Origin of the sequence: Blautia faecicola, assembly GCF_004123145.1 — a bacterium.
Lineage (GTDB): Bacteria > Bacillota > Clostridia > Lachnospirales > Lachnospiraceae > Oliverpabstia > Oliverpabstia faecicola.
In genome coordinates this window covers 808,001-833,648 of sequence record NZ_SDKC01000001.1, presented here as the reverse complement: position 1 = coordinate 833,648, position 25,648 = coordinate 808,001, and the positions used below count along the sequence as shown (strand labels likewise).

The 25,648-nt window shown below is 46.5% G+C and carries 25 protein-coding genes and 1 tRNA gene; 3 read left to right on the top strand and 23 right to left on the bottom strand.

Features of this window, described 5'->3' with window-relative positions; all coding sequences use genetic code 11:
- Positions 1 to 29: 29 nt before the first annotated feature.
- Entirely contained in the window at positions 30 to 1,259 is a 1,230-nt protein-coding gene (locus ETP43_RS03820; RefSeq protein ID WP_243114183.1) for a CapA family protein, read from the bottom strand.
- Between the two features lie 88 nt (positions 1,260 to 1,347).
- Positions 1,348 to 1,551: a DUF6783 domain-containing protein gene (locus tag ETP43_RS18315; RefSeq protein ID WP_334295506.1), complete on the bottom strand. Its 204-nt coding sequence runs from the start codon at positions 1,549 to 1,551 to the stop codon at positions 1,348 to 1,350.
- Between ETP43_RS18315 and ETP43_RS18310 the strand changes: the two genes are divergently transcribed.
- Both ETP43_RS18310 and ETP43_RS03815 read left to right on the top strand, forming a co-directional pair.
- Positions 1,471 to 1,737 carry a DUF6783 domain-containing protein gene (locus ETP43_RS18310; protein ID WP_334295505.1) on the top strand — a complete coding sequence of 89 codons (267 nt, stop codon included), beginning with the start codon at positions 1,471 to 1,473 and terminating at the stop codon, positions 1,735 to 1,737. The two genes, ETP43_RS18315 and ETP43_RS18310, sit on opposite strands and share 81 nt — an antisense overlap.
- Positions 1,628 to 2,200 carry a class I SAM-dependent methyltransferase gene (locus tag ETP43_RS03815; protein WP_129257095.1) on the top strand — a complete coding sequence of 191 codons (573 nt, stop codon included), beginning with the start codon at positions 1,628 to 1,630 and terminating at the stop codon, positions 2,198 to 2,200. The genes ETP43_RS18310 and ETP43_RS03815 overlap by 110 nt, the downstream gene beginning before the upstream one ends.
- 479 nt (positions 2,201 to 2,679) lie before the next feature.
- Here ETP43_RS03815 and ETP43_RS03810 read toward each other — a convergent pair whose 3' ends face one another.
- From ETP43_RS03810 to ETP43_RS03735, 16 genes are all read right to left on the bottom strand, one after another.
- Positions 2,680 to 4,356, bottom strand: coding sequence for a sensor histidine kinase (locus ETP43_RS03810; protein ID WP_129257094.1), 1,677 nt, complete (start codon positions 4,354 to 4,356; stop codon positions 2,680 to 2,682).
- Positions 4,353 to 5,024, bottom strand: a complete 672-nt coding sequence (locus ETP43_RS03805) for a response regulator transcription factor (protein WP_022399002.1) — start codon at positions 5,022 to 5,024, stop codon at positions 4,353 to 4,355. The genes ETP43_RS03810 and ETP43_RS03805 overlap by 4 nt, the downstream gene beginning before the upstream one ends.
- Before the next feature lie 15 nt (positions 5,025 to 5,039).
- The gene (locus tag ETP43_RS03800; protein WP_129257093.1) at positions 5,040 to 6,809 is read right to left on the bottom strand and encodes a Na/Pi cotransporter family protein; all 1,770 of its coding nucleotides are present in this window, start codon (positions 6,807 to 6,809) and stop codon (positions 5,040 to 5,042) included.
- A gap of 117 nt (positions 6,810 to 6,926) precedes the next feature.
- On the bottom strand, positions 6,927 to 7,859 hold the full coding sequence (locus ETP43_RS03795; RefSeq protein ID WP_129257092.1) for an alpha/beta fold hydrolase: 933 nt from the start codon (positions 7,857 to 7,859) through the stop codon (positions 6,927 to 6,929).
- A 71-nt stretch (positions 7,860 to 7,930) separates the two neighbouring features.
- Positions 7,931 to 8,002 (bottom strand) — tRNA-Gly (locus tag ETP43_RS03790).
- A gap of 118 nt (positions 8,003 to 8,120) precedes the next feature.
- Positions 8,121 to 8,885: a nitroreductase family protein gene (locus ETP43_RS03785; protein WP_022398999.1), complete on the bottom strand. Its 765-nt coding sequence runs from the start codon at positions 8,883 to 8,885 to the stop codon at positions 8,121 to 8,123.
- Between the two features lie 98 nt (positions 8,886 to 8,983).
- The gene (locus tag ETP43_RS03780) at positions 8,984 to 9,715 is read right to left on the bottom strand and encodes a peptidoglycan recognition protein family protein (protein WP_243114182.1); all 732 of its coding nucleotides are present in this window, start codon (positions 9,713 to 9,715) and stop codon (positions 8,984 to 8,986) included.
- A gap of 56 nt (positions 9,716 to 9,771) precedes the next feature.
- The gene (guaB, locus tag ETP43_RS03775; RefSeq protein ID WP_129257091.1) at positions 9,772 to 11,226 is read right to left on the bottom strand and encodes an IMP dehydrogenase; all 1,455 of its coding nucleotides are present in this window, start codon (positions 11,224 to 11,226) and stop codon (positions 9,772 to 9,774) included.
- Between the two features lie 71 nt (positions 11,227 to 11,297).
- Entirely contained in the window at positions 11,298 to 11,810 is a 513-nt protein-coding gene (locus ETP43_RS03770; RefSeq protein ID WP_129257090.1) for a DUF6106 family protein, read from the bottom strand.
- A complete protein-coding gene (locus ETP43_RS03765; protein WP_022398995.1) occupies positions 11,807 to 12,496 on the bottom strand; it encodes a hypothetical protein in 690 nt (229 codons plus the stop codon). Before ETP43_RS03765 ends, ETP43_RS03770 begins: the two co-directional genes overlap by 4 nt.
- Before the next feature lie 173 nt (positions 12,497 to 12,669).
- Positions 12,670 to 14,292, bottom strand: a complete 1,623-nt coding sequence (gene groL, locus ETP43_RS03760) for a chaperonin GroEL (protein ID WP_129257089.1) — start codon at positions 14,290 to 14,292, stop codon at positions 12,670 to 12,672.
- Positions 14,293 to 14,339: 47 nt separating this feature from the next.
- A complete protein-coding gene (gene groES, locus ETP43_RS03755) occupies positions 14,340 to 14,624 on the bottom strand; it encodes a co-chaperone GroES (protein ID WP_022398993.1) in 285 nt (94 codons plus the stop codon).
- Between the two features lie 302 nt (positions 14,625 to 14,926).
- Complete coding sequence (codY, locus tag ETP43_RS03750) at positions 14,927 to 15,730, bottom strand: GTP-sensing pleiotropic transcriptional regulator CodY (protein ID WP_022398992.1); 804 nt, start codon at positions 15,728 to 15,730, stop codon at positions 14,927 to 14,929.
- Positions 15,731 to 15,921: 191 nt separating this feature from the next.
- Positions 15,922 to 17,991, bottom strand: coding sequence for a type I DNA topoisomerase (gene topA, locus ETP43_RS03745; protein ID WP_129257088.1), 2,070 nt, complete (start codon positions 17,989 to 17,991; stop codon positions 15,922 to 15,924).
- 32 nt (positions 17,992 to 18,023) lie between these two features.
- Positions 18,024 to 18,917 carry a DNA-processing protein DprA gene (dprA, locus tag ETP43_RS03740; protein ID WP_022398990.1) on the bottom strand — a complete coding sequence of 298 codons (894 nt, stop codon included), beginning with the start codon at positions 18,915 to 18,917 and terminating at the stop codon, positions 18,024 to 18,026.
- Positions 18,914 to 20,467 (bottom strand): YifB family Mg chelatase-like AAA ATPase, encoded by a 1,554-nt coding sequence (locus ETP43_RS03735; RefSeq protein WP_129257087.1) that lies wholly within the window; start codon positions 20,465 to 20,467, stop codon positions 18,914 to 18,916. Before ETP43_RS03735 ends, dprA begins: the two co-directional genes overlap by 4 nt.
- A gap of 156 nt (positions 20,468 to 20,623) precedes the next feature.
- On the opposite strand from ETP43_RS03735, the gene sigK reads away from it, so the two are divergent.
- Positions 20,624 to 21,250 (top strand): RNA polymerase sporulation sigma factor SigK, encoded by a 627-nt coding sequence (gene sigK, locus ETP43_RS03730; protein ID WP_022398988.1) that lies wholly within the window; start codon positions 20,624 to 20,626, stop codon positions 21,248 to 21,250.
- On the opposite strand, the gene ETP43_RS03725 is transcribed toward sigK, so the two are convergent.
- The 5 genes from ETP43_RS03725 to ETP43_RS03705 are packed head-to-tail and all read right to left on the bottom strand — an operon-like array spanning position 21,218 to position 25,646.
- Positions 21,218 to 22,456: a peptidase U32 family protein gene (locus tag ETP43_RS03725; RefSeq protein WP_129257086.1), complete on the bottom strand. Its 1,239-nt coding sequence runs from the start codon at positions 22,454 to 22,456 to the stop codon at positions 21,218 to 21,220. The genes sigK and ETP43_RS03725 overlap by 33 nt on opposite strands.
- Positions 22,457 to 22,467: 11 nt before the next feature.
- Positions 22,468 to 23,109 (bottom strand): O-methyltransferase, encoded by a 642-nt coding sequence (locus ETP43_RS03720; protein WP_022398986.1) that lies wholly within the window; start codon positions 23,107 to 23,109, stop codon positions 22,468 to 22,470.
- A complete protein-coding gene (locus ETP43_RS03715) occupies positions 23,106 to 23,582 on the bottom strand; it encodes an endolytic transglycosylase MltG (RefSeq protein ID WP_129257085.1) in 477 nt (158 codons plus the stop codon). The genes ETP43_RS03720 and ETP43_RS03715 overlap by 4 nt, the downstream gene beginning before the upstream one ends.
- Before the next feature lie 55 nt (positions 23,583 to 23,637).
- The gene (locus tag ETP43_RS03710) at positions 23,638 to 23,976 is read right to left on the bottom strand and encodes a YlbF family regulator (RefSeq protein ID WP_022398984.1); all 339 of its coding nucleotides are present in this window, start codon (positions 23,974 to 23,976) and stop codon (positions 23,638 to 23,640) included.
- A gap of 5 nt (positions 23,977 to 23,981) precedes the next feature.
- Complete coding sequence (locus ETP43_RS03705; protein WP_129257084.1) at positions 23,982 to 25,646, bottom strand: ribonuclease J; 1,665 nt, start codon at positions 25,644 to 25,646, stop codon at positions 23,982 to 23,984.
- Between the last annotated feature and the right edge of the window lie 2 nt (positions 25,647 to 25,648).

The window sequence follows — 25,648 nt, the reverse complement described above, 5'->3', positions numbered from 1 at the left end:
GTAATCCCCTTTTTCTGTCGCTGATCGGGTTACTGATTTAACGCTGCACTGAACTCTTCTATTTTCTGGAGTACCCGTTCTTTTTCGCTTCCCTCCAGAACCATCGGCTGATAATTGTTGTAGCCGGATTCCGAAGAAAGAGAGCACGGGATAATATTAGTCACATCGTCTTCCACCAGCTCCCCGTTTTCTACGGTAAAGGTCTGCTGGAAGATCATCGTATCTTTGTCTGACGGGTTCTTATTTCCACCGAAGCAGAAGTTTCCAAGGCTGTATACAATATTTTTTCCCTGATATTTTTCGATTCCCTGAAGCACATGCGGGTGATGTCCGACTACCAGATCAGCGCCCTGATCGACCGCCAGATGCGCCAGTGTTTTCTGGATATCGTCCGGAATGTTTGATTTTTCGGTTCCCCAGTGGAAACTTACGATAATGACCTGTGCGCCCTGATCTTTTACTTCCTGTATCGTATCGATCACCTGCTGCTGTCTGCCAAGACCATCTTTCAGTTCATAGATTCCGATCAGCCCCACTTTGATGCCTTTCACATCCATGACAGCTGTCCGGTCATAGCCAAATGTCGTGATGCCGGCAGCTTCCAGATACTGGATCGTATCCTCATAGCTCTGATCTCCGTAATCGTGACTGTGGTTATTGGCAAGGTTTGTGGCTTCCACGCCGCCCCGGGTAAGAATCTCCGTATAGGACGGATCACCCTTGAAAGCAAAGGTTTTCTGCTGCCGGTCGTTGGAAGTTGTCAGAGTTCCCTCCATATTTGCCACGGTGAGATCATCTGCGGTAAAAATGTCCTTTACATTCCGGAAAAAGTATCCCGGATCGTTTTTCATCTGGTAAAATGCATCAAAGCTGGTACTCTGATCAAAATTCACATCGGTTCCGAGTGTACAGTCACCAACCATGCTTACCGTAATGGATACCGGCTCCGCTGTCGGTTCCGGTGTCGTTGTCTCCTCTTGGGAATCCTTCGAAGTATCGTCTGTGTTGTCTGTACTGCTGTCATCTTTCTTTGGTTCTGTTGTTTCTTCCTGTTGTTCCTGACTTGCTGTTTTTTCACTGTTCTGTGCCTGTCGGTTGTTCATCACTTTGGTCAGTGCAGCCGCTCCTACCAGCAGTCCGAGGAAAATTGCCACGGTGATCAGTGTAATCTGCATGTATACAATTTTCTGCCGGTAACTCATACGGCGTCTTCGTTTTCGCCGTCTTCGTGCATTTCTTCTCTGTTGTTCTTTATTCATCTTTTATCTCCAGCTTTCTGTCTGTATCTTCTGATTTTCTGATAGTTGCTCCTTTTTCATATTTATTATCCATGATACCTGCTTTTTTCTAAAACTTCAAGTATTCTGTCCTCTTTTTCCTGCCAGTTTCATCAGCTTTACATTTCCCGGCTGCGTGTTTATAATATTCGTATGATTTGCTAGAGCATGTCTGAAAAAGGCTTTTCGTGAGCTGCGAGTCCCAGTTTGTGGGAGATTTTATCCGAATAAGGGCGGCGTAGCGGGCTACGTCAACCGAATGAGGGTAAAATATACCGCAAAGTGGAGCTCGCAGATTGCGGAAATGATTTTTCAGACACGCTCTAGAGAAAGGTTGAGGTATTTATTTTATGAAGAAATCAAATCCATATCAGATTACCGAATGGTGTCGTTCGCTGATCCGGCCGCAGGTAAAACCGGGGGATCTCTGTATCGATGCGACAATGGGAAATGGGCATGATACGCTGTTTTTAAGTCAACTTGCCGGTCCTTCCGGGCGGGTGCTGGCTTTTGATATTCAGCAGGCGGCACTGGATGCTACCCGCAAGTTGCTGGAGAGGCAGGACGGGGTGGCTCCGGTTTCGCTGTTTTTGGACAGCCATGCCAATATGGGTGATTACGCCAGACCGGGGACGGTTTCGTGTATTGTTTTTAACCTGGGATATCTTCCTTCGGGGGATCATTCGATTGCTACGCATAAGGAATCGACGATTGCGGCACTGGAGCAGGGGCTGGAGCTTTTGAAAACGGGAGGATGTATCAGTCTTTGTATTTACAGTGGAGGGGATAGTGGATTTGAGGAACGAAATGGGGTGCTTGAGTATCTGAAAGGGCTGGATTCGCGGAGGTTTTTGGTAGTGCTTTCCTGTTATTATAATCGGCCGAATCATCCGCCGATTCCGGTGGTGATTTATAAATTGTAGGGATGCCGAAAATTGTTGGTAAGGGGGACGCCGAAAAACGAGTCCGGGGTGAGCGGATCAAACGTGGAGACGTGGGCAGGGCAACTTTAAGCTAAGTCCTAAGAAGAACTATATGCCAGTTCGCGGAGAGCCGCTCACTGTCAAGTTCTTCTAAGGACTGGATCTTAAAGCTTTCCCTAACCGCCCACAAAGTGTTCCCCCTTACTGATCCGCTCACCCAGGACTCGTTTTTCGGCTGGTTACTGGTTGTGAAACGTTGTGTTAGTTTGTTGATGGTATGCTATCGGACTTTGTTTAATACTACCCATCTTTCAGCACCACATGATTTATTTTTCACATTTTTTATCCATACTCATTTTTAATATTGATTTACCAATATATATTTATTACACATCACCGTTGCATTTTAACTGTATTTGTCAATTTTTTCCACACTTTCATTTTTTCAGCTTCAAAAGTTAAGAATCTACAGTTATGTCTCAGGTTTCGCGGTCGAGTGGGAATTCTATGGTGATTTTGGTTCCCTGACCGGGTTGGCTTTCGGTTCGGATCTGGGCGTGGTGGAGGGCGGCGCCGTGTTTTACGATGGACAGGCCCAGGCCGGTGCCGCCGGTCTGGCGGGAGTGGCTTTTGTCTACGCGGTAGAAGCGCTCGTAGATCCGTTCCTGTTCATCTTTGGCGATTCCGATTCCGGTGTCTTCCACTTGCCAGTAGATTTTATCGGCGGTTTTCCACATGCGTACCCAGAGTTTTCCGTGTTCTACGTTGTATTTGATTCCGTTATCCATCAGGTTGTACAGCATTTCGTACAGGATCTGGCGGACGCCGGTGATTTCCTGGGTGATTCCTTCGATTTTCATCGTGATGTCTTTTTTCTGGGCGGAGTGAAGAAGCGTATCACCGATATCTTCTGTCAGTTCATAGAGATCTACCGTCTCTTCCTGCATCTGGCTGGTTCCCTCTTCCAGTTTGGACAGCTGAATGATATCCTGTACCAGTGCGGTCAGCCGGTTGGCTTCCTGATGAATACGGGATGCAAATTCCGGGATGTCTGCCTGCTGTACCATGCCATTTTCAATCAGTTCCGCATAGCCCGAAATCGACATCAGCGGGGTTTTTAATTCATGCGATACATTGGCGGAGAATTCTCTTCGCATCTGCTCTGCCGCATTTTTTTCTGTGATATCCCACACCATGATAACTGCACCGTAAGTCTTTCCTGATACTTTTACCGGATTGGCAAGAAGCTGATAAAAACGTCCGTGTGTCTCCAGCACTGTCTCGATATGTTCGCCTGCCAGTGCGCCGTCCAGCGCTTTTTTCAGTTCTTTGTTCCGGCTGACACGGCTGATCGGTTTTCGGATACAGTCGCTCGCCTGTACCTGAAACAGTTCCTGTGCCGCCTTATTAATAGAAAGTACCTCTGTCTGGCTTGCTACCACCAGACCATCTTTCATATTCTCCGTGATCGCCAGATATTCCTCATGACGCTCTTTTAATTCCTGGATCTGTCCTGCGATCTGGCGGTTCTGTTCGTGAACACGCACCAGAAGCGGACGCAGTTCCTCATATTCCACATGCCGAAGCGGATGTTCCAGATCCATCTTATTAATCGGCTCCACCAATTTTTTTGTCTGGTTCTGGATCACGAAAAAGGCGATACCGATGATTCCCAGCACCAGAACTGCCACCAGTACAATTCCGGACTGTAAGTATCCCAGAACGGAATCGATGCTTCTTGACACCCGGAGGATTTTACCATCCTCCAGCCGGACTGCATAATAAAAGGTCTGTTTGGCCAGTGTTTCCGAATACCGGAGCATCTCACCGGAGCCGTCTTTTTCTGCCTCCCGTACCTCCGGGCGATCGTTGTGATTTCCCATCGTGGAGGCATCTTCCAGAGAATCGTATAACACCGTACCATCCGTATTTAACAGGGTGATTCTGTTATCCGACTTCATACTGCTGATTTTCTCATTCAGGTATGCACCATCCGTCTCCTCGATTGCCACTTTGATATATTCCGCTTCTTCCCGCACACTTTCATGCATATATCCGTTAAATTTGCTGTACATCGTCAGACTGACGACTAAAAAGGTAAGCAGGATGGAGACCGTCAAAAGGACTCCAACCTGCTTTAAAATTTTCTGTCTCATGATTCATCTCCCATGCGGTAACCTACGCCGCGGACCGTCTCGATACATGTTCCTGCTTCTCCAAGTTTCTGTCGGAGGGTTCGCACATGGACATCCACCGTTCTGGTCTCACCGTCAAAATCGTATCCCCAGATTCTGGTCAATAACTGATCACGCGTCAGAACAATTCCTCTGTTTTCCACCAGATATTTCAGCAGTTCGAACTCTTTCAATGTCAGTTCTACCTTCTGCCCGTGCACCAGCACTTCATGGCGCTGGATCCGGATCTGGATCGGACCGTGTACCAATGTTTCTTCCGTCCGGGTTCCCCCTCTTCGAAGTACTGCCTTCACACGCGAGATAAATTCCATCATGCCGAATGGCTTGGTGATATAATCGTCCGCACCGAGATCCAGACCTTTTACCTTATCAAACTCCGCACCTTTTGCGGTCACCATGATCACGGGAACCTCCCGTACTTCCGGCATCTGCCGGATCTTAGCCAGGATTGTATATCCGTCATCCCCCGGAAGCATGATGTCCAGCAGGATCAGATCCGGGATCAGGTTGCCCAATTCTTCAAACAGCTGCTCACCATTTTCCAGTCCCTTTGCCTCAAATCCTGTGGAATGCAGGGTATATACCAGCAGTTCCCGAATATTTCTCTCATCCTCAACGCAGTAAATCATAAGTCTCTCCTATCTTTATGGCAGCAAATATTTTCCTTCTGCCTCTAATACCAGTCCACGGAAAATCTCGCTGTCCTCATTTTTTACACTGTTCAGGTATCCATGGGTATCGTAAGTATCATCCCTTACCTGTGTCACACAGACTGCAATGTTGGAACAGTGATCTGCCACACGCTCGAGACTGGTCGTGATATCCGAAAGGATGAATCCCAGTTCGATCGTACATTTTCCATTCCGCAGTCTGCGGATATGGCGTTTCTTCACTTCCTGATTCAGGTCATCCACGACCGCTTCGAGCGGTTCTACTTTCTGCGCCAGCTTCTCGTCCTGGTCACGGAACACCGCATACGCTTTTTCCACAATATCCTGCACCGCTCTGCAGAAAACTTTTAACTCTTCTTCCGCTTTCGGCGAGAAGGTCAGCTTCTTGTTGTGCATCTCCTGCGCTGCCTCCATGATGTTGATGGCATGGTCGGAAATCCGTTCAAAATCTCCGATACAGTGCAGCACGATCGATAACGTGTGGCTGTCATGAACACTCAGGTTCTGCCTGGAAAGTTTTACCAGATACGTTCCCAGCTCATCCTCATACTGATCTACCAGTGTCTCCAGTTCGCTCACCTTTTTCGCGCCATCCTCCGTGTAATTCCACAGAAGATCCATCGCTGTAAATAGGGTACGTTTGGATTCCTCCGCCATCTTATTTGCCACATGAACGCTCTGCTCCATCGCAAATGCCGGTTTTTCCAGAAAACGGGCATCCAGAAGCTGTAATTCTTTTTTCTCTTCTTCCTCTTCCAGAGATTTTGCATCGTCCCGGATTGTCAGGCAGGCAAGTTTCTCCAGTCCTTTACTGAACGGAAGTAATAACAGCGTAGCAAATACATTAAACAGACTGTGTACCACAGCAATTCCCGCTGCGTTTGCCGCCGTACCGAGGAAAGAAAATCCAACGACTGCATTGACCGAATAAAAGATCACCATGAACACAACCGTTCCGATAATATTGAAATACAGATGTACCATAGCGGCACGTTTTGCATTTTTGCTTGCTCCGATACTCGATAACAGGGCGGTCACACAGGTACCGATATTCTGTCCCATGATGATCGGGATCGCTACCCCGTAGCTTACCGCTCCGGTCACACAGAGCGCCTGCAGGATACCGACAGAAGCAGAAGAACTCTGAATGATCGCTGTCAGCACTGCTCCGGCGATCATACCGAGGATCGGGTTGGAAAATGCTGTCAGGATACCGGTAAATTCCGGTACATTTGCCAGCGGTTTTACCGCATCACTCATGGTTTCCATACCGAACATCAGCACGGCAAACCCAACCATGATTGTTCCGATATCTTTTTTCTTCTCATCTTTGAGAAAGATCAGAAAAACCACACCGATCACTGCAAGGATCGGGGAAAAGGAACTTGGTTTACATAATTTTACAAAGATATTGTCTCCCTGCAACCCGGATAAACTGAGGATCCAGGAAGTTACGGTTGTACCGATATTGGCACCCATGATAATTCCCACTGCCTGGTTCAGCTTCATAATACCCGAATTGACAAATCCGACAACCATAACGGTCGTCGCTGATGACGACTGAATCACCGCCGTCACACCGGCTCCGAGCAGTACCGCCTTGATCGGACTGGATGTCAGATTTTCCAGAATCCGCTCCAGCTTTCCGCCGGATACCTTCGCCAGCCCGTCTCCCATCACCTGCATACCGTACAGAAACAGGGCCAGTCCTCCTACCATCGTTAATACACTGAATATGTCCATTGTTGTCCTCCCAATGTTTTTTCTCTTTCGACGGCATCATTATATTAAATCCCTGTTAAATCTGTTCACGGTCTTTTGTTAAATCTGTGTAAAGTGAGCAGGAATTCACTTTACAGTTCAAATATTTAATTTCTTTTCCATATATTTTTTCACATCATGATACACTTTTTCTTTTTCCCGTTCGTTCAGGATCTCATGACGCATGGACGGATACAGTTTGCCTTTCGTGTCCATATATCCTATCCGCCGCATCGTCTGCACTGCCTGAGCAAATTTTCTTGCTCCTCCGATACACGGATCTTCATAGCCTCCGATAAATAATACCGGAAGCTTCGGGTTGGAAAGTTTCCATCCAGTCTCCCGATACGTCTCATCCATCAGCTGAAACAGTGCCTTGTCCGCATCCACAGTAAAGGTAAATCCGCAAAATTCCGAGGCTTCATAATCACGCACGACCTGTTCATCGGAACAGCACCAGGCAAAACGGCTTCCCTCACCGGCGAACTTCGCCGAATAGCTTCCCAGGGAAAGCAGTTCCAGAAAACGGCTGACATGATGTGCCCCGCTGATCTTTTCCTGGGCAGCTGCCAGCGCCAGTCCGACTTTTGCTCCCGGATTCTTCGACGGAGAACCACAGACTACCAGCATGTCCAGAAGATCATCGTACTTTTTTGTAAAACAGCGAACCACCATAGAACCCATGCTGTGTCCCAGTAAAATAAGCGGTACTCCCTGCCATTCTTCTTTTAACATTCTGGTGATTTCAGCGGTATCTTCAATCAGCGCGTCCATACCGCCGCCATACATATAACCCAGATCTTTTTTCGTCCGCACACTTTTTCCGTGTCCGCGGCAGTCATGGATCGCTGTCACATATCCGGCTTGTGCAAAATATTCCATAAATGGCAGATACCGCTCTTTATATTCTGCCATACCGTGATGAATCTGTAGAATCCCCTTTGGCGTTTTGTCCGGAACCAGCACCAGCAGATCCAGTTTCAGTCCGTCAACCGGAGATTTGATCTTCTTTGAAATCTTTGTGTATTCCATATCATTCCTCCTGACTTATTTTTTATATACGAAAAAGGACCTTGTCATTACTGACAAAGTCCTTCATTCAGAGCACGAGACGGGATTCGAACCCGCGACCCTCGCCTTGGCAAGGCGATACTCCACCACTGAGCCACTCGTGCATATCCTTGTTCCTTGGAACAAAGATATCATACTATAAATCTCAGCACCTGTCAACTAAATTGTTGCAATTTTTTATATTTTTTCTTCAACTGAGATAAATCATGCTATTTTTCCATCTTACGGACGTAAAATCGCACTCAACACATACTGATTGTTCTGAAAGTTTTTCTGACTCAGCTCGTCCAGACGGATCAGATCCACATCCAGCCACATCTCTTCTGCTGCCGTCATCATATTGGCAAACATGATACCAAAGTTTACCTCATCCCATTTTCCCAGTTTATCACTCGGATGCTTCTTTGAGAAAATATGGATCCGGCTGTCAAATACTACAAAGCGCCACGGCTGGCTGTTCATACTCGACGGTGCCATCCGTGCGGCGTCTAACAGCTGCTTCATCCACTGTCTCGGTGTCTCTTTGTATACACACAGTTCATCGAGACTCAGCCGCTTCGCCTCTACCTGTTTCCGATAACAGCTTCCCTTCGGTTTTCCGAATGCCATCACCACCATCATCCGTTTTTTATCACGGTACTGGTATTTTTTCTTGATGATCGGATTGCCGATAAAACAGCTTCCGATTCCTCTGGTATACATATATAAAGAAAGCTGCTCCATCAGATACCCGGCGTTCATCATCGCACGGTCTTTTTCCTCAGAATACAGCACCAGATAGTACGGCGCCTTGATTCCCAGGAGGCTCAGCATCTTATAATCATTCTGTCGATTGTCAAAAATCGCCAGTTCCGTCTCTACTCCACCAAACAGTCCGTTGATCTCATCAAATTGTTTCAGAATATCTTCCAAAACTTTCGGACTGATCCCTTCATTTGTATAACTCCGGACGGATTTCCGGACAAAAATTGCTTCAAATAAGTTCATGTTATCACCTTTAATTTTTTCGTAACACTATTGTAACATGTTTTTTCTGTTTTGCAACCGCTTCCGGTACTTTTTTATATCTTTTTCTTCCCTTATTTTTATGACGCAAGCGCCTCGATCTGCTGCTGCACATCCGTCTTAAACTGCTCCCAGGCGTCCTCATGTTCCACAAAATATTTCGGACAGATCTTACCTGTCACATCATAGTGACGGATCACATCCTGACCGGTCAGTCCAAACCGGTTGCACAGCCATGCCGTCAGCTGCACCATCGACTGATACGTTGCCGTGTTGAAAGCACCGGTATCATCCGGATGACAGCACTCGATAGATATCGTATCGGCATTCCGGTTATTGGAAGCATATGCAATTTCCGTGGTTGGTATACATTGCACGACTTCACCGTCCAGACCTACAATAAAATGGCTGCTGGCTTTTGTGGTATGGGCATCTTTGAGTCCCTCAAAATAATCCCGGTTTGCCATGGCGCTGCTTCCCGGATTCGCAGTGTAGTGAATGACAATGCTGTTCACCTGCTCCAGCGCTATTCCCGGACGGGAATATTCGTTGCCATCCAGAAGTTCCACATCGATTTCCGGTGCACCGGTCCAGTCAATCTGTCCCGTCTCCTGCACCGCATCCTGTCCTGTCTGTGAAAAAAATAATTTCTTACATAAAAATATCAGACCGATAATACATAAAAAAGCAATACACAGTACAATCATCGATCGCCGGATCAATTGCTGTCTCCTCTGTTGTCTCGTCATCCGTCTCCTACGGACTGTCCTGCTCCCCTGTCGGTTTCTTCCCCCGGTTCTTCTCCCACTCATACTCTTCTCCTGTATATCCAAAAAGGCAGTCCCACCCCTGAGACCGCCTCTTTTATCTATTCATCAATACTGTAGTTTGGTGCTTCTTTGGTAATATGAATATCATGCGGATGAGATTCTTTTAAAGATGCTGCGGAAATCTTTACGAATTTTCCGGTTTCTTTTAATGTCTCAATATCTTTTGCTCCGCAATACCCCATACCGGAACGAAGTCCTCCGATTAACTGGAATACTGTGTCTTCCAGATGACCTTTGTAAGCAACACGGCCTTCCACACCTTCCGGAACCAGTTTCTTCGCACCGGTCTGGAAATAACGGTCTTTACTTCCGTTTTCCATTGCTGCGATAGATCCCATACCACGGTATACTTTGTATTTTCTTCCCTGATACAGTTCGAAGCTTCCCGGGCTTTCATCACATCCGGCAAACATGCTGCCCATCATACACACGTTAGCTCCGGCTGCGATTGCTTTTGTCATATCTCCGGAATACTTGATACCGCCATCTGCGATGATCGGCACACCGTATTCTTTTGCTGCGTTGTAGCAATCCATAACTGCTGTGACCTGTGGAACACCGATTCCGGCAACCACACGGGTCGTACAGATAGATCCAGGTCCGATACCTACTTTTACCGCATCGGCTCCGGCCTCGATCAGGTCTCTGGTTGCTGCACCTGTTGCAACGTTACCTGCGATCACCTGCAGATCCGGATATTTATCTTTGATCATACGCAGTGTTTTGAAAATATTTGCGGAATGTCCGTGTGCAGAGTCGATAACAATGACATCAACTTTTGCTTTTACCAGAGCATCCACACGTTCCATCACGTTTGCTGTAATTCCAACAGCTGCACCACAAAGCAGACGACCGTTTTTGTCTTTTGCAGACTGCGGATATTTGATCTGTTTTTCAATATCTTTGATGGTGATCAGACCTTTCAGGTTGAAGTCATCATCTACGATCGGCAGTTTTTCTTTTCTTGCCTGTGCAAGGATCTTTTTGGCTTCATCCAGTGTGATACCTTCTTTTGCTGTGATCAGTCCTTCGGATGTCATACAGTCTTTGATCTTCTTGGTGAAATCCTCTTCGAATTTCAGGTCACGGTTTGTGATGATACCAACCAGTTTTCTGCCTTCTGTAATCGGCACACCGGAGATTCTGAATTTTGCCATCAGATTGTTGGCATCTTCCAGTGTGTGTTCCGGTGAAAGGAAAAATGGGTCTGTGATGACTCCGTTCTCTGAACGTTTTACCTTGTCCACCTCATCAGCCTGAGCCTCGATAGACATGTTTTTATGGATAATACCGATACCTCCCTGTCTCGCCATGGCGATCGCCATACGATGTTCGGTAACTGTGTCCATTCCCGCACTCATCATCGGGATGTTCAGTTTAACTTTTTTTGTTAAATGTGTAGATAAATCTACCATGTTGGGAGTTACTTCTGAATACTGAGGAACCAGTAACACATCGTCAAAAGTAATTCCATCACCAATAATTGTACCCATTTCTTTCTCCTTTCGTATGCTTTACTCATTGTTGACAATTAGTTTAACAAAAAACATGCACCCTGTCAATCTTAATCAAAGAACACTTTTCTCGGAGCTTTCAGTCGGAAGTCCTTGACCATATGCTCAGATGGCTCAAAAAGCACTTTCAGCATCCCTTCTTTTTCCGGCATGATCATCGCATATACCAGTTTTTCTCTCTCCGGGTTGCAGGATGAATAATCACAGACTTTTAATTTCTGATTGTTATTATAGTAATCAAATCTGTGAGACGCTGCCGGAGCGATCAGTTCTGCTTTTGTGATATCGTAAGATGCCATACGTTTTCTCTTTGCTTTGTTCAGGATACGGTCCACATCCAGTTCTCCGTTGACATACTGGTATTCCCATTCTGTCTGAAATCTCGGGAAAATAAAGATATCTGCCACGCAAATCGCGATAGAAACCGCAATAATGATCAGGTTCCAGGTGAGAAGCGACAGTACAACACCGATCGCAGTCACTGCCATCAGTGCATACCGCAGTGCCTGATCCGTTCCCGTTCTTCTTCTTTTTACCAGTTCTTCCAAATACAAATCACTCATTGTTGTCCTCCTTCGTTTTCATCAGGCGTGTTTCCATCACCCATAATATATGTAATAAATGATTTGGCTTCCTCCAGATGATCCGAATAGATCAACACTCCCAGGCAGGCATCTTCATCCACCTGCATGCCATGGGCTTTGAGTACCTCACTGTCACCAACCTTCAGTCCGTATTCTGTCAGCTGGTCTTTGTATGCCTCCTGCTGTTCATCTGTCAGCAGTTCCGACATCGGATAAAATCCACCCTGATCCACATATTCCTGAAATTTGTATTCCGGAGCGATCAGCACATCCACCTGCTGGGCGCCGATGATCGTGGAGAGTTTCATGACCATGTTATAATCCTCCTGGTCTTTGACCAGATACATGGAATTATCCACGGTATATTCATGATACTTATCCGTATCTCCGGTATACGTTTTAAAATCCTGTGCAAGCGCCTCTCCGTCCCCTGACGAACCGTTGATAATTGCTGCATAAAAGACCGTGTCAAACTGACTCCGGTAAATCAGCTGTCCGACAAATACAATCACCAGGATAATGGCAAGCGCTATCGCCATATGCAGTTTATAGTATGCCCAGATGTATTCCACTTTCTGTGGGAATGTCATCTGTTTTAATTTCTTTTTCTCAAGTTCCCTTTTTTCTTTTGGGGTCATATCACTTTCGTATCGTTTCTGTTCCATCCCGGTTCCTTTCTGTGACGCCTTACTTTTGTTTTTCCCCCATGTCCGACCCGTTTTCTGCGCGATAGCAGTCAGGTCTGCTTTTCATTTTAACACAAACAGGAGCCGCCGTCTATCGCGTCAGCTCCTGCTTTTCTTAAATCTTTATGAAATTCGTGTTCTGTAACTGGAAATTACATCATTCCCATTCCCGGGTTACCTGCCGGTGCTGCCGGTGTCTCTTCCGGGATAATGGATACTACAGATTCTGTTGTCAGCAGAGTAGATGCAACACTGGTAGCATTCTGCAGTGCACTTCTTGTTACTTTTGCCGGATCCAGGATACCTGCTTTTACCATATCTACATATTCTTCTTTGTATGCATCAAATCCGACACCAACTTCGGATTCTTTTACTTTGTTGATGATTACAGATCCTTCCAGACCTGCATTGGCAGCGATATGGAACAGAGGAGCTTCCAGGGCTTTCATGATGATCTGAGCACCTGTCTTTTCATCTCCTTCCAGAGTATCAACCAGTTCCTGCAGAACTTTTGTTGTATGAATATAAGCAGAACCACCACCTGCGATGATACCTTCTTCTACAGCTGCTTTGGTAGCTGCCAGAGCATCTTCCATACGCAGTTTTGCTTCCTTCATCTCTGTCTCGGTAGCTGCACCAACACGTACAACCGCTACGCCGCCTGCCAGTTTTGCCAGTCTCTCCTGCAGTTTTTCACGGTCAAATTCAGATGTCGTCTCTTCAATCTGTCCTTTGATCTGATTTACTCTTGCTTTGATGGCTTCTTTGTCGCCTTCACCGTCAACGATAACTGTGCTTTCTTTCTGAACTTTTACAGATTTTGCACGGCCAAGCTGTTCCAGAGTAGCTTCTTTCAGATCCAGACCCAGTTCATCAGAGATTACCTGTCCGCCTGTCAGGATAGCAATATCCTGCAGCATTTCTTTTCTTCTGTCACCATAGCCAGGTGCTTTTACAGCTGCTACAGAGAAGGTTCCTCTCAGTTTGTTTACGATCAGGGTTGTCAGAGCTTCGCCTTCGATATCCTCTGCGATGATCAGCAGTTTGGAACCGGACTGTACGATCTGCTCTAACAGCGGCAGGATTTCCTGAATGTTGGAGATCTTTTTGTCTGTGATCAGGATGTATGGATTATCCAGAGTTGCTTCCATCTTATCCATATCCGTTGCCATATATGCGGAAATATATCCACGATCGAACTGCATACCTTCTACCAGATCCAGTTCTGTTTTCATGGTCTTGGATTCTTCGATTGTGATAACACCGTCTTTGGAAACTTTTTCCATAGCGTCTGCTACCAGTTTACCAACCTCTTCGTCTCCGGAAGATACAGCCGCAACTCTTGCGATCTGTTCTTTTCCTTCTACCGGTTTGCTCATAGCTGCGATAGCTTCTACTGCTTTATCGGTTGCTTTCTTCATACCTTTTCTCAGAACGATCGGGTTAGCACCTGCTGCCAGGTTTTTCATACCTGCATTTACCATAGCCTGTGCCAGTACGGTAGCTGTTGTAGTACCATCACCTGCTACATCGTTGGTCTTGGATGCTACTTCACGGATCAGCTGAGCGCCCATGTTTTCAAATCCGTCTTCCAGTTCGATTTCTTTTGCGATCGTAACACCGTCGTTTGTGATCAGCGGAGCGCCGTATGGTTTTGCCAGTACAACGTTTCTTCCTTTCGGTCCTAATGTAACTCTTACGGTATCAGCCAGCTGGTTTACACCTCTCTCTAAGGCTGCTCTGGCTTCTGCTCCAAATTTAATCTCTTTTGCCATGATTTTTTCCTCCTGATTCTATCTCTGTTTTTCTTTCTGAAAATCGATTATTTTACAACGGCAAGAATGTCATTCTGTTTTACGATGATATATTCTTCTCCGTCCAGTTTTACTTCTGTTCCTGCATATTTGGAGTAGATAACCTGATCTCCAACTGCTACTTCCATCTTTACTTCTTTTCCATCAACCATTCCGCCAGGTCCTACAGCTACAACCTCTGCCTGCTGTGGTTTTTCCTGTGCCTGTCCCGGTAATACGATACCGGATTTTGTGGTTTCTTCTGCTACTAACTGTTTTAATACAACTCTGTCTCCTAATGGTACTAATTTCATATCTATTTGCCTCCTTTAAGCGTATAACCTGTTTTATTAGCACTCGTTTGTCTTGAGTGCTACCGATGGTCTTATATTAGTAATTTTGCCCTGTTTTCGCAACTTCACTTTTCGCTTGTATTTCTAATATATTCTCGTATTTTTAAATCTATGCTCTTTTTTTCTCTTATTTTCTCACTTTTCTATATTTTTTTCCAGTTTGTCGGCGGTTCCCGGTTATTTATTTGCAACGAAAAAAAGAAGCCCGGGGAATATTCCTCAGCTTCTTTCTTCTGTCTTTTCTTTTTTCAACGATTCTGGTATCAGTCGTCTTTTTCTGTTGCTTTCAGGTTCTTTCTCGCTTTCAGTTCTTCGAGTTCATCAAAGATCACATCGTTGAGTACTTTGATGTAGGTTCCTTTCATGCCGCTGGATCTGGACTCGATCACACCGGCACTCTCGAATTTTCTCAGCGCATTGACGATCACGGAACGGGTAATTCCCACACGATCAGCGATTTTACTTGCCACAAGAATTCCCTCGTCTCCGTCGAGTTCATCAAAAATATGAATAATCGCTTCCAGCTCTGAGAAAGACAGGGTACTGAAAGCTGCTTTTACCACATGGACTTTTCTGGCTTCTTCTGCATTTTCCTCATTGACGGAACGCATCATCTCCAGTCCCACTACGGTTGTTCCGTATTCACTGACGATAATATCTTCAATATCATACTGGCGTTCCTTCCGATACATGAATACTGTTCCCAGCCGTTCTCCTGCAATATCGATCGGGTTAATGATCGCGCAGTACTGCTGGATATCATCCCGCTCAAATCCCAGAGTCTGAAGATTCACATTTTCCTTGGTGGACAAGACACTTAAAAAACGGTCATTTAACAGTGGATCCACATGACTTCCGACTTTATCCTCAATCAATTCTGTGATTTCCTCTACTCCCGGACATAAACTGACACCAAGAACTTTTCCTTTCTTACTGATCACAAGAATATTTGAATCCAATGTTTCCATCATTACTTTACAGATATCATTGAACACTACTTTTGTAGAATTATTATTGTGCAGTAATTTATTGATTTTTCTGGTTTTGTCCAATAACTGTACGCTCATCTTCTACTCCTTTCTGGATTTTTTGTCATTTTTATAATTTAATCATATTATACCATGATATTCTCTAAATAACAATAATATTTTCTGAATATTTCAATTTTTTCATTTATTGTGACTGTTTTATCTGCCTAATCAAAATCATAAAAAAAGATACAGACCCTTTTCAGGAATCTGTATCTTTGGATTTCGTTTTATTTTTCTTTTACTTCCACATACCCGCACTGCTCGTCCGCACAGGCTTTTTTGTTTCCCTTTTCTACCATGTAACCGCCACATTTCGGACATTTTTCATTGATCGGTTTTGCCCAGGACATGAAATCACATTCCGGATTATCCTCGCAGCCGTAATACTTACGGCCTTTCTTGGTCTTGCGAAGAACCACTTCTTTTCCACACTTTGGACATTTGACACCGATCTTTTCCAGATACGGTTTTGTATTTCGACACTCCGGGAAGCCCGGGCATGCCAGGAATCTTCCGTGCGGACCGTATTTGATCACCATGTTTCTTCCGCAGTTTTCGCAGATCACATCGGTGACTTCATCTTCCAGTTTTACTTCTTCGAGATTCTTCTCCGCTTCTTTTACGGATTCATCGAGATCCGGATAGAAGTTTCGGACTACCACTTTCCAGTCTACAGTTCCGTCACCCACTTTATCCAGCAGATCTTCCATCGTAGCGGTAAAGTTGACATCCACGATACTCGGGAAGGCCTCTTTCATCATCTGATTGACAACTTCTCCCAGTTCGGTCATATACAGGTTCTTATTTTCTTTCGCCACATATCTTCTTGCAATGATCGTGGTGATCGTCGGCGCATAGGTACTTGGACGACCGATGCCCAGTTCCTCCATGGTCTTTACCAGGGAAGCTTCCGTATAATGTGCCGGCGGCTGGGTAAAATGCTGCTGCTCGTCAAATTCCTGGAAATCCAGAACGGTATCTTTATCAATGCTTCGCACCAATGTATTGTTCTGTGCCTTCTCCTCGTCTGCCTGGACATACACCGACATGAAACCGTCAAACTTAATCTTCGATGCGGCAACGGTAAACAGATATTCCCCGCCGGAGATTTTCACGGATGTTGTCTCATATACGGCAGGCTGCATCCGGCTTGCCACAAAGCGTTTCCAGATCAGCTGATAGAGACGGAACTGATCTCTGGAAAGGGATTCTTTTACAATCGCCGGCATGCGGGAGACATCGGTCGGACGGATCGCCTCGTGTGCATCCTGTACGTTCTTGTTTTCTTTCTGTTTGCTCTCCTGAACTGCCACATAATTTTCCCCGTAATGTTCCCCGATAAAGCTTCTTGCCATGGCATCGGCTTCTTCCGAGATACGGGTAGAATCGGTACGCAGGTAAGAAATCAGTGCAACGGTTCCCTGTCCTTTGATATCCACACCTTCATATAACTGCTGTGCCAGACGCATCGTCTTCTGCGTGGAAAAATTCAGTGCCTTGGAAGCCTCCTGCTGCAGGGTACTGGTGGTAAACGGAAGCGGCGCTTTCTTGCTTCTCTCTCCTTTTTTCACCTCGCTGACCTGATAGGATACACCTTCCAGTTCTTTCATGATCTTTTCCACTTCTTCTTTGGAAGAAATCGTCATCTTCTCTTTTTCTTTTCCGTAGAACTTTGCAACCAGCGGTTTCTTTTCCCCCGGGATCTTAAACACAGCATCCAGAGACCAGTATTCTTCCGGAATAAATGCATTGATTTCTTCTTCCCGGTCTGCAATGATACGCAATGCCACCGACTGCACACGACCGGCACTCAGTCCGCGTTTGATCTTTTTCCACAGTACCGGGCTGATCCGGTAACCTACCATACGATCCAGGATACGTCTTGTCTGCTGCTCATCTACCAGATTCATATCAATGTCTCTGGCATGTTTGATGGATTCTTTTACCGCACTTTTGGTGATCTCGTTAAACGTGATCCTGCGCATCTTTTTTTCATCCAGCTTCAACGCTGTTGCCAGATGCCAGGAAATCGCTTCTCCCTCGCGGTCCGGGTCAGTTGCGAGATATACTTTGTCGGCTTTCTTCGCTTCTTTTCTCAGACTCGCCAGCAGTTCTCCTTTTCCACGGATTGTAATATATTTCGGTTCATAATCATTCTCTATGTCGATGCCCATCTGACTTTTCGGCAAATCACGGACATGTCCATTGGAAGCTGCCACTTCGTAATTGCTTCCGAGGAACTTTTTTACCGTCTTTACCTTCGCAGGTGACTCCACAATCACTAAATATTTAGCCAATGTTTTCCTCCTGATTCTTTATTGCCATGTCTTTACGCCCACCTCTTTTCTGTGCGGATATAATAATTCTGCCAGACTTCGCGGGCCAGATCTTTTGCTGTCAGGTAATACAGACTCTTTAACAGACTGCCGGATGACAAACCTGTCTCGTCCTGTAACTGTGACACGGCTTTTGGGTTCAAATCGAGACAACTATACACCAAATCATCTTCCCTTGCAAGCACTATTTTTTTCTCCTCTGTGAAATTCTCCTGTATTTTCCCCTTATTTTTCGTCCATTTCATCTCTTCCAGAATGATTTCCGGCTTCCATGCGGGGATCGCTCCCTGGTAGATCAGGCGGTTACATCCCTCGCTTAAAAGGTCGCCGGCACGCCCCGGAAGAGCGAAAACCGTCCGCCCCTGCTCGAGTGCTGCATCGGCAGTGATCAGGGAACCGCTTTTTTCTTTTGCCTCAACCACAAGCACCGCCTGGGACAGTCCGCTGATGATCCGGTTTCGCAGTGGAAAATGATACGCAAGCGGCGGTGTTCCCGGAGAAAATTCCGATAATATCCCTCCCTGCTGCTGCATGGTATGATACAGGTTTCTGCTTGATGTCGGATAACAGAAATCCACCCCGCACCCCATCACGCCATACGTTTTTCCACCCGCTGCCAGTGCTCCTGCATGGGCCGCCGCATCTACCCCTCTTGCCAGTCCGCTGATCACCTGAACCCCTGCTTTTGTCAGAACTCTTGCGTATTCATACGCCATATTTTTCCCATAGGAACTGCAGTTTCTCGCACCAACGATGGCGATTGCCGGACGCGTCGGATCCGGTAATTCTCCCAGCACATATATCCGCGCCGGAGCATCCGGAAGCTGTAATAATGTTTTTGGGTATCCTTCTTCTGTTTTCTTATATATTTTTATGTTCTCACTCATAATTTATCCCCCTGTTTCCAAGAATGTTTGTCAAAACTCCGATAACCGATCGCTTCCGCGATCTCCTCTTCTTCGATTCTTTCTTTTCCGTCGAGATCCGCCGCCGTCCTTGCCACACGGAGGATCCGGTTGCATGCCCTTCCGCTCAGATGTAACGATTCAAAGGCTCCCTGTAACATTTTTTCTGCTCCTTCACTGGTTTTACAGTAGACTGCGATCTCCCCCGGCGGAATCTGGCTGTTATAACAGATCCCGGATCCGGCAAAGCGTTCTCTTTGGATCTGCTGCGCCCGCTCCACCTGTCTTCTCATATGTTCTGTACTCCATAGATTGCTCTCGCCTGCCGGTGTCTCCCCGCGGAATTCCCCATATGTTGCCGCACTGGTGGTCACGCAGATATCCATCCGGTCAAGAAATGCCTGACTGATCCGCTGCTGGTATCGTCTGATCTCATGTTCCCCGCAGTCACAGCGGTTTCTGTCCGGATAGTAGCCGCAGGGACACGGATTCATTGCGCCCACCAGAAGAAATTCTGCCGGGAAGGTATACCGTCCGCCTATCCGCGCGATATGGATCTCCCCATCTTCGAGTGGCTGCCGGAGAATCTCCAGGGTATCCCGCTTCATCTCTGCCAGTTCATCCAGAAACAGTACCCCTCTGTGCGCCAGCGTGATCTCCCCGGGCATCGGGATCTTTCCTCCGCCCGCAAGCGCCTGGGCAGAGATCGTATGGTGAGGTGACCGGAACGGGCGGACAGAGACCCACGGCATCTCCTCGGACAGTAACCCTGCCACACTATAAATAGAAGTAATTTCCATCGCCTCCTCATGCGTCAGTGCCGGAAGCAGTCCCGGGATCCGTTTTGCCACCATCGTCTTCCCGGATCCCGGAGGTCCCATCAGCAAAATATTATGAAATCCTGCCGCCGCAAGCAGTGCTCCTCGCTTTGCCGCAAGCTGCCCTTTGATCTCTTTAAAATCAGCGGTTTCTCCCCGGTTATTCACCAGCTGCATCTGCGCTGCCTTCATCTGTTCCCATCCCCGATCTCTGGCAGTTCTCAGAAATTCTTTCAGGTTTTTCACTCCCACACTTCGGATCCCCGGGATCATCTGCGCCTCTTTTCGGTTCTCCCATGGAACGATACACCCCTGGCATCCGGATTTTCTCGCTTCTTCCACCATCGCAAGCACGCCCCGTACTTTTTTGATCTGTCCGTCCAGTCCCACTTCGCCGATCAACATGACCTGTTCCAGACCGCCTTTCGGAAGGTGTCCCAGTGATTCCAGGATCGCAGCGGTGATCGGAAGGTCGAACCCGGTTCCGGTCTTTGGCACATCTGCCGGGGACAGATTGATCGTGATCCGCCTTGGCGGAACAGGAATTTCCAGATTATGCAGTGCCGTCCGCACGCGATCCTGTGCCTCCCGCACCTGGCTGTTCACCGTCCCCACCATGGAAAATCCCGGAAGCCCCGGACTTACATCCACCTCCACCTGCACCGGGATCGCTTTGATTCCCTGCATCGTTGCCGATAAGATACTTGTATACATACAATGACCACTCCTCTCTGATGTACATTGATTTTTGGCATTTTCATTATGTTTTGGGAAAATATATTCTGATGTGTTCTGCTTCTGTATTTTGGGAAAAGCACAATTTCTTCTGACAGGGCATAGATTAGAAAGAAAGCCCTTTGAGGTGTATAAGTGAAGACCTTTCTGAAACCCCTCACCACGGAAGAAGAAACTTTCTATCTCCGTAAATGCCGACAGGGTGATAAGGCGGCGCGGGATGTGTTGATTGAACGCAATCTGCGGCTTGTTGCGCATATTGTAAAAAAATACCAGGGGGTTGATGAAGATCTGGATGATTTGATCTCCATAGGAACGATCGGTCTGATCAAGGCCGTGTCCACCTATGATATGACAAAAGGCAGCAGACTGGCTACTTACGCTGCCCGCTGTATTGATAATGAATTGTTGATGATGCTTCGCAGCCGGAAAAAATTTTCCAGAGAAGTTTCTCTGTACGAACCGATCGGTACGGACAAAGAAGGAAACGAGATTCATCTTCTGGATATTGTGGAAGGAAAAGAACAGGATATCACCGACCAGTGTATCCAAAAAGAACGGATTCTGAAATTACATGTTTTTTTAAGGGAAGTTCTTTCACCATTGGAATATGAAGTGATCAAATACCGCTACGGGCTTTTTGGTGAAAAAGAATTGACACAGCGGGTGCTGGGGAAACGGCTGGGAATCAGCCGCTCCTATGTCTCCCGCATTGAAAAAAATGCTGTATTAAAGCTCCGTGACCGGTTCTTTTCTGCGTAAAATATCATATCGATCCAGTTTGATTCCCAGATCAATGTAAAGAATCTGTTTCGGATGCGGTGCGCTCTCCATCTGGTTGCCTTCCTCGTCCTGAATACTCTTTACGGTCACTTCGATGTTATCGCCATTCGGCTTCATAACCTCGATCTGTTCTCCGACAGAAAACTTGTTTCTCTGAGAGATGCAGTATTTTCCTTCTTCGTTTGCCTCTCCCACGATACCCAGATAAGTATATTCTTTGATATATGTGTTGTTATCATAAATCTGTGCTTCCTGGGTTGGTTTTCCGTAAAAGAATCCGGTGGTAAACTGCCGGTAAGTACAGTTTGAAATCTGTTCCTGATACCATGGCATATTTTTCTGATACAGTGCCGGATCTTTCAGATAGTCGTCGATGGCTTTCCGATAGGTCCGGGCAACTGTTGCCACGTACAGGGCAGTCTTCATACGCCCCTCGATCTTAAAGCTGTCGATTCCGGCATCGATCAGATCCGGGATATGCTCGATCATGCACAGATCCTTGGAATTGAAAATAAAGGTTCCTCTCTCATTTTCATAGACCGGAAAATACTCTCCCGGACGACTTTCTTCCATAATAGAGTACTTCCATCGACACGGATGAGTGCATGCTCCCTGATTGGAATCTCTTCCGGTCAGATAATTGCTCAACAGGCATCTTCCAGAATAGGAGATACACATCGCTCCGTGGATAAATGTCTCAATCTCCATATCATCCGGAATCCGGTTTCGGATCTCGCGGATCTCTTCGAGAGACAACTCCCTTGCCGTTACCACACGTTTGGCTCCCATCTGATACCAGAACTGATACGTTCCATAGTTGGTATTGTTCGCCTGGGTACTGATGTGGCGTTCGATCTCAGGACATACTTCTTTTGCAATCTGATATACACCCGGATCCGAAATGATCAGCGCATCCGGTCCGATCTTTTTCAGCTCTTCAAAATATTCCCGAACGCCTTCGAGATCCTGATTATGTGCCAGAATGTTGGCTGTGACATACACTTTGACACCATGTTCATGGGCAAACCGAATGCCTTCTACCATGTCTGCTTTTGAAAAATTTTTCGCTTTGGCGCGCAGACCGAAGGCCTCGCCTCCGATATAAACTGCATCCGCACCAAATATAACCGCAACCTGTAATACTTCCAGGCTGCTGGCCGGAACAAGTAATTCCGGAATTCTCATGTTTCTTTCTCCTATCGTTTCGTGCTGACCGCAACCCCATCCCCTAACGGAAGCAGGGAAGTTACCAGCTCGTCATTGTGTTTTAATTCATACAGATACTCGCGCATCCGTTTGTAGATCGTCCGGTTCCTTCGCTCCACTGCGAACCGGGATTCGATCAGATCGCCTTCCTGCAGGATATTATCCGACACCAGAAGTCCGCCGCTCTTTAACAGGCGCAAAACTTCCGGCAAAAAGTGAAGGTACTGTCCCTTCGCCGCATCCATAAAGATAAAGTCAAACGGCTCGGTAAGTGTCGGCAGGATCTTTGCCGCATCTCCCTCCAGAAGTTCGATCTGTCCCTCCTTGCCCGCTTTCTTAAAGTTTTCCCGGGCAATCGGGATCCTCTTTTCATAATTTTCTATGGTTATGATCTGACAGGGTTCCGGATTATACTCACACATTAAAAGTGCAGAAAATCCAACCGCGGTTCCCACTTCCAGGATCCGCTTCGGTCTGGCAGCCGCCATCAGAAACTTTAAGAAACTCTGCATCTCTCTTCTTACGATGGGAACTGCATCTTCCCTTGCTTCTTTTTCCAGCTGTTCGAGAAACTCCGTATGCCCTTCATCCAGAGAATTGATAAATGTCACCATACGTTCATCTACGATCATGACGCACTCTCCTCCCCAGCCTCCGTATCCTCCGCATCGGAAGTACTGCTTTCTTTCTCCTGCGATGGCTGTCCTTCTGTATTTTTCCCTGACAGGATGGCAAGCATCTGATCGACCGTCTCATGCGTATTCAGAAGATACGTTCCCGGTTTGATCTTGCCACGGTAATCGGAGAGTTTTTCCTGTGCCCAGAAGATGACCGGTCGTTCGATCAGTCCTTTCTCCTGCAACGTCACACCCACATCATAGACGGAATCCTCCTCATGAACGATCACGGTCACATCCTGACCTTCCGCCTGTGTATCTGCCTCCGGTTCCTGATAAAAGATCAGATATCCAAAGCTGTATGCCGTTTTTCCCACAAAGATCAGGATACAGATCAGTAAAACATAAAGCAGGATCCGGATTGCTCCTTTCGCCCCGCTGACAGCAGCCTGATACGTTGCATCTTTTTTCTTTTTCTTACTACCCATCTATACTCCTTGCTTCTCCTTCCCGCATCTGCTGCAGGGATGTCCGGCAGTGTGATTATACATTGGGAATGTTCAGATCAATCCCGTTTCGGAACTGTGACTGTACCTGCTGAAGCATCCGACAGACATCCAGTTCCGCCTCCAGATATGCGTTCACCTCCGGAACTTTCCGAAGGCTTTCATATCTGTTTTCCACTTCATCTGTAATATCGTACAGATCTCCCTGTGTATCGTCATTGTTCATATGAAAGACGGCTACACGGAATTCATCAATCTGTTTTTTTAATTCCGGATTGGATTTCAGCTTCTCCTCACATGCAAGGTACCTCTGATATGCGGAATCCTCTCTGATTACTTCCAGCAGTTTTTCTACGCATTCCTGTATCTTGTTCATGTATCTTACGCCTCCATTATAATTGGCAGAATCATCGGTTTTCTCTTGGTTCTCTTCCACAGGAAGTCACCCAGGGAATCCTTGATCACACCTTTCATTTTTCCCCAGTCGGAGATTCTTCGATCCAGACAAGAATCGATCGCATCTTCTACGACGCTCTTTGCCTGTCCCATCAGATCTTCGGATTCTCTCACATAGACAAATCCACGGGATACGATATCCGGACCTGCCAGAAGCTGGTTGCTGTATTTTTCCAGTGTCAGTACAACGATCATGATACCGTCTTCTGCCAGATGCTGACGGTCGCGAAGTACGATATTTCCTACATCACCGACACCAAGTCCATCTACCAGGATCGCTCCGGTATGCACTTTACCGGTGATCGCCGCGGACTCTTCGTTTAATTCCATCACATCACCGGAGTGCATGATGAAAATGTTTTCTTTCGGAATACCCAGGCTTTCCGCAATGCCAGCCTGTGCTTTCAGATGACGGAATTCTCCGTGAACCGGAATCGAATACTTCGGTTTTACCAGAGAGTAGATCAGCTTAATCTCTTCCTGGCAGGCATGTCCGGATACATGGACATCCTGGAAAATAACATCCGCACCTTTGGCTGACAGTTCGTTGATCACGCGGGATACCGCTTTTTCATTACCCGGAATCGGGTTGGAACTGAAAATAATGGTATCGCCCGGTTTAATCGAAACTTTTTTATGAATATTTGCCGCCATACGGGACAGAGCCGCCATGGACTCACCCTGGCTTCCGGTTGTGATCAGAACCATCTGCTCATCCGGATAATTTTTCATCTCATCGATATCAATCAGTGTATTGTCCGGCACGTTCAGATAGCCAAGTTCGGACGCCGTTCCGATGACATTGACCATGCTTCGGCCTTCCACAACTACTTTTCTTCCGTATTTGTAAGCAGAGTTGATGATCTGCTGCACACGGTCTACATTGGACGCAAAAGTAGCAATGATGATTCTTGTATTTTTATGCTCTGCAAACAGATTGTCAAACGTTTTTCCCACGGTACGTTCTGACATGGTAAATCCCTTTCTCTCTGCATTGGTACTGTCACACATCAGTGCAAGAACACCTTTTTTTCCGATCTCTGCAAAACGCTGCAGATCAATGGCATCGCCAAATACCGGAGTATAATCTACTTTAAAGTCACCGGTATGCACAACAATTCCGGCAGGAGAATAGATAGCAAGTGCAGAAGCGTCCTGAATACTGTGATTTGTTTTAATGAATTCAATCCGGAAGCATCCCAGATTGATCGACTGTCCGTGTTTGATGGTTTTTCTTTTTGTGGTACGAAGTAAGTTGTGTTCTTTTAATTTATTTTCTATCAGACCGATCGTCAGCTTGGTTGCGTAGATCGGCACATTAATCTCTCTTAATACATAAGGAAGAGCTCCGATATGATCCTCGTGTCCGTGAGTGATCACAAAACCCTTCACTTTTTCATAGTTGTCTTTCAAATAGGTAATATCAGGGATGACCAGGTCGATTCCCAGCATATCGTCCTCCGGGAACGCCAGACCGCAGTCCACCACAATAATACTGTCTTCGTATTCGAAGGCAGTAATGTTCATTCCAATCTGTTCCAATCCGCCCAGAGGAATGATTTTCAATTTTCCATCGTTACTTTTTTTCAAAT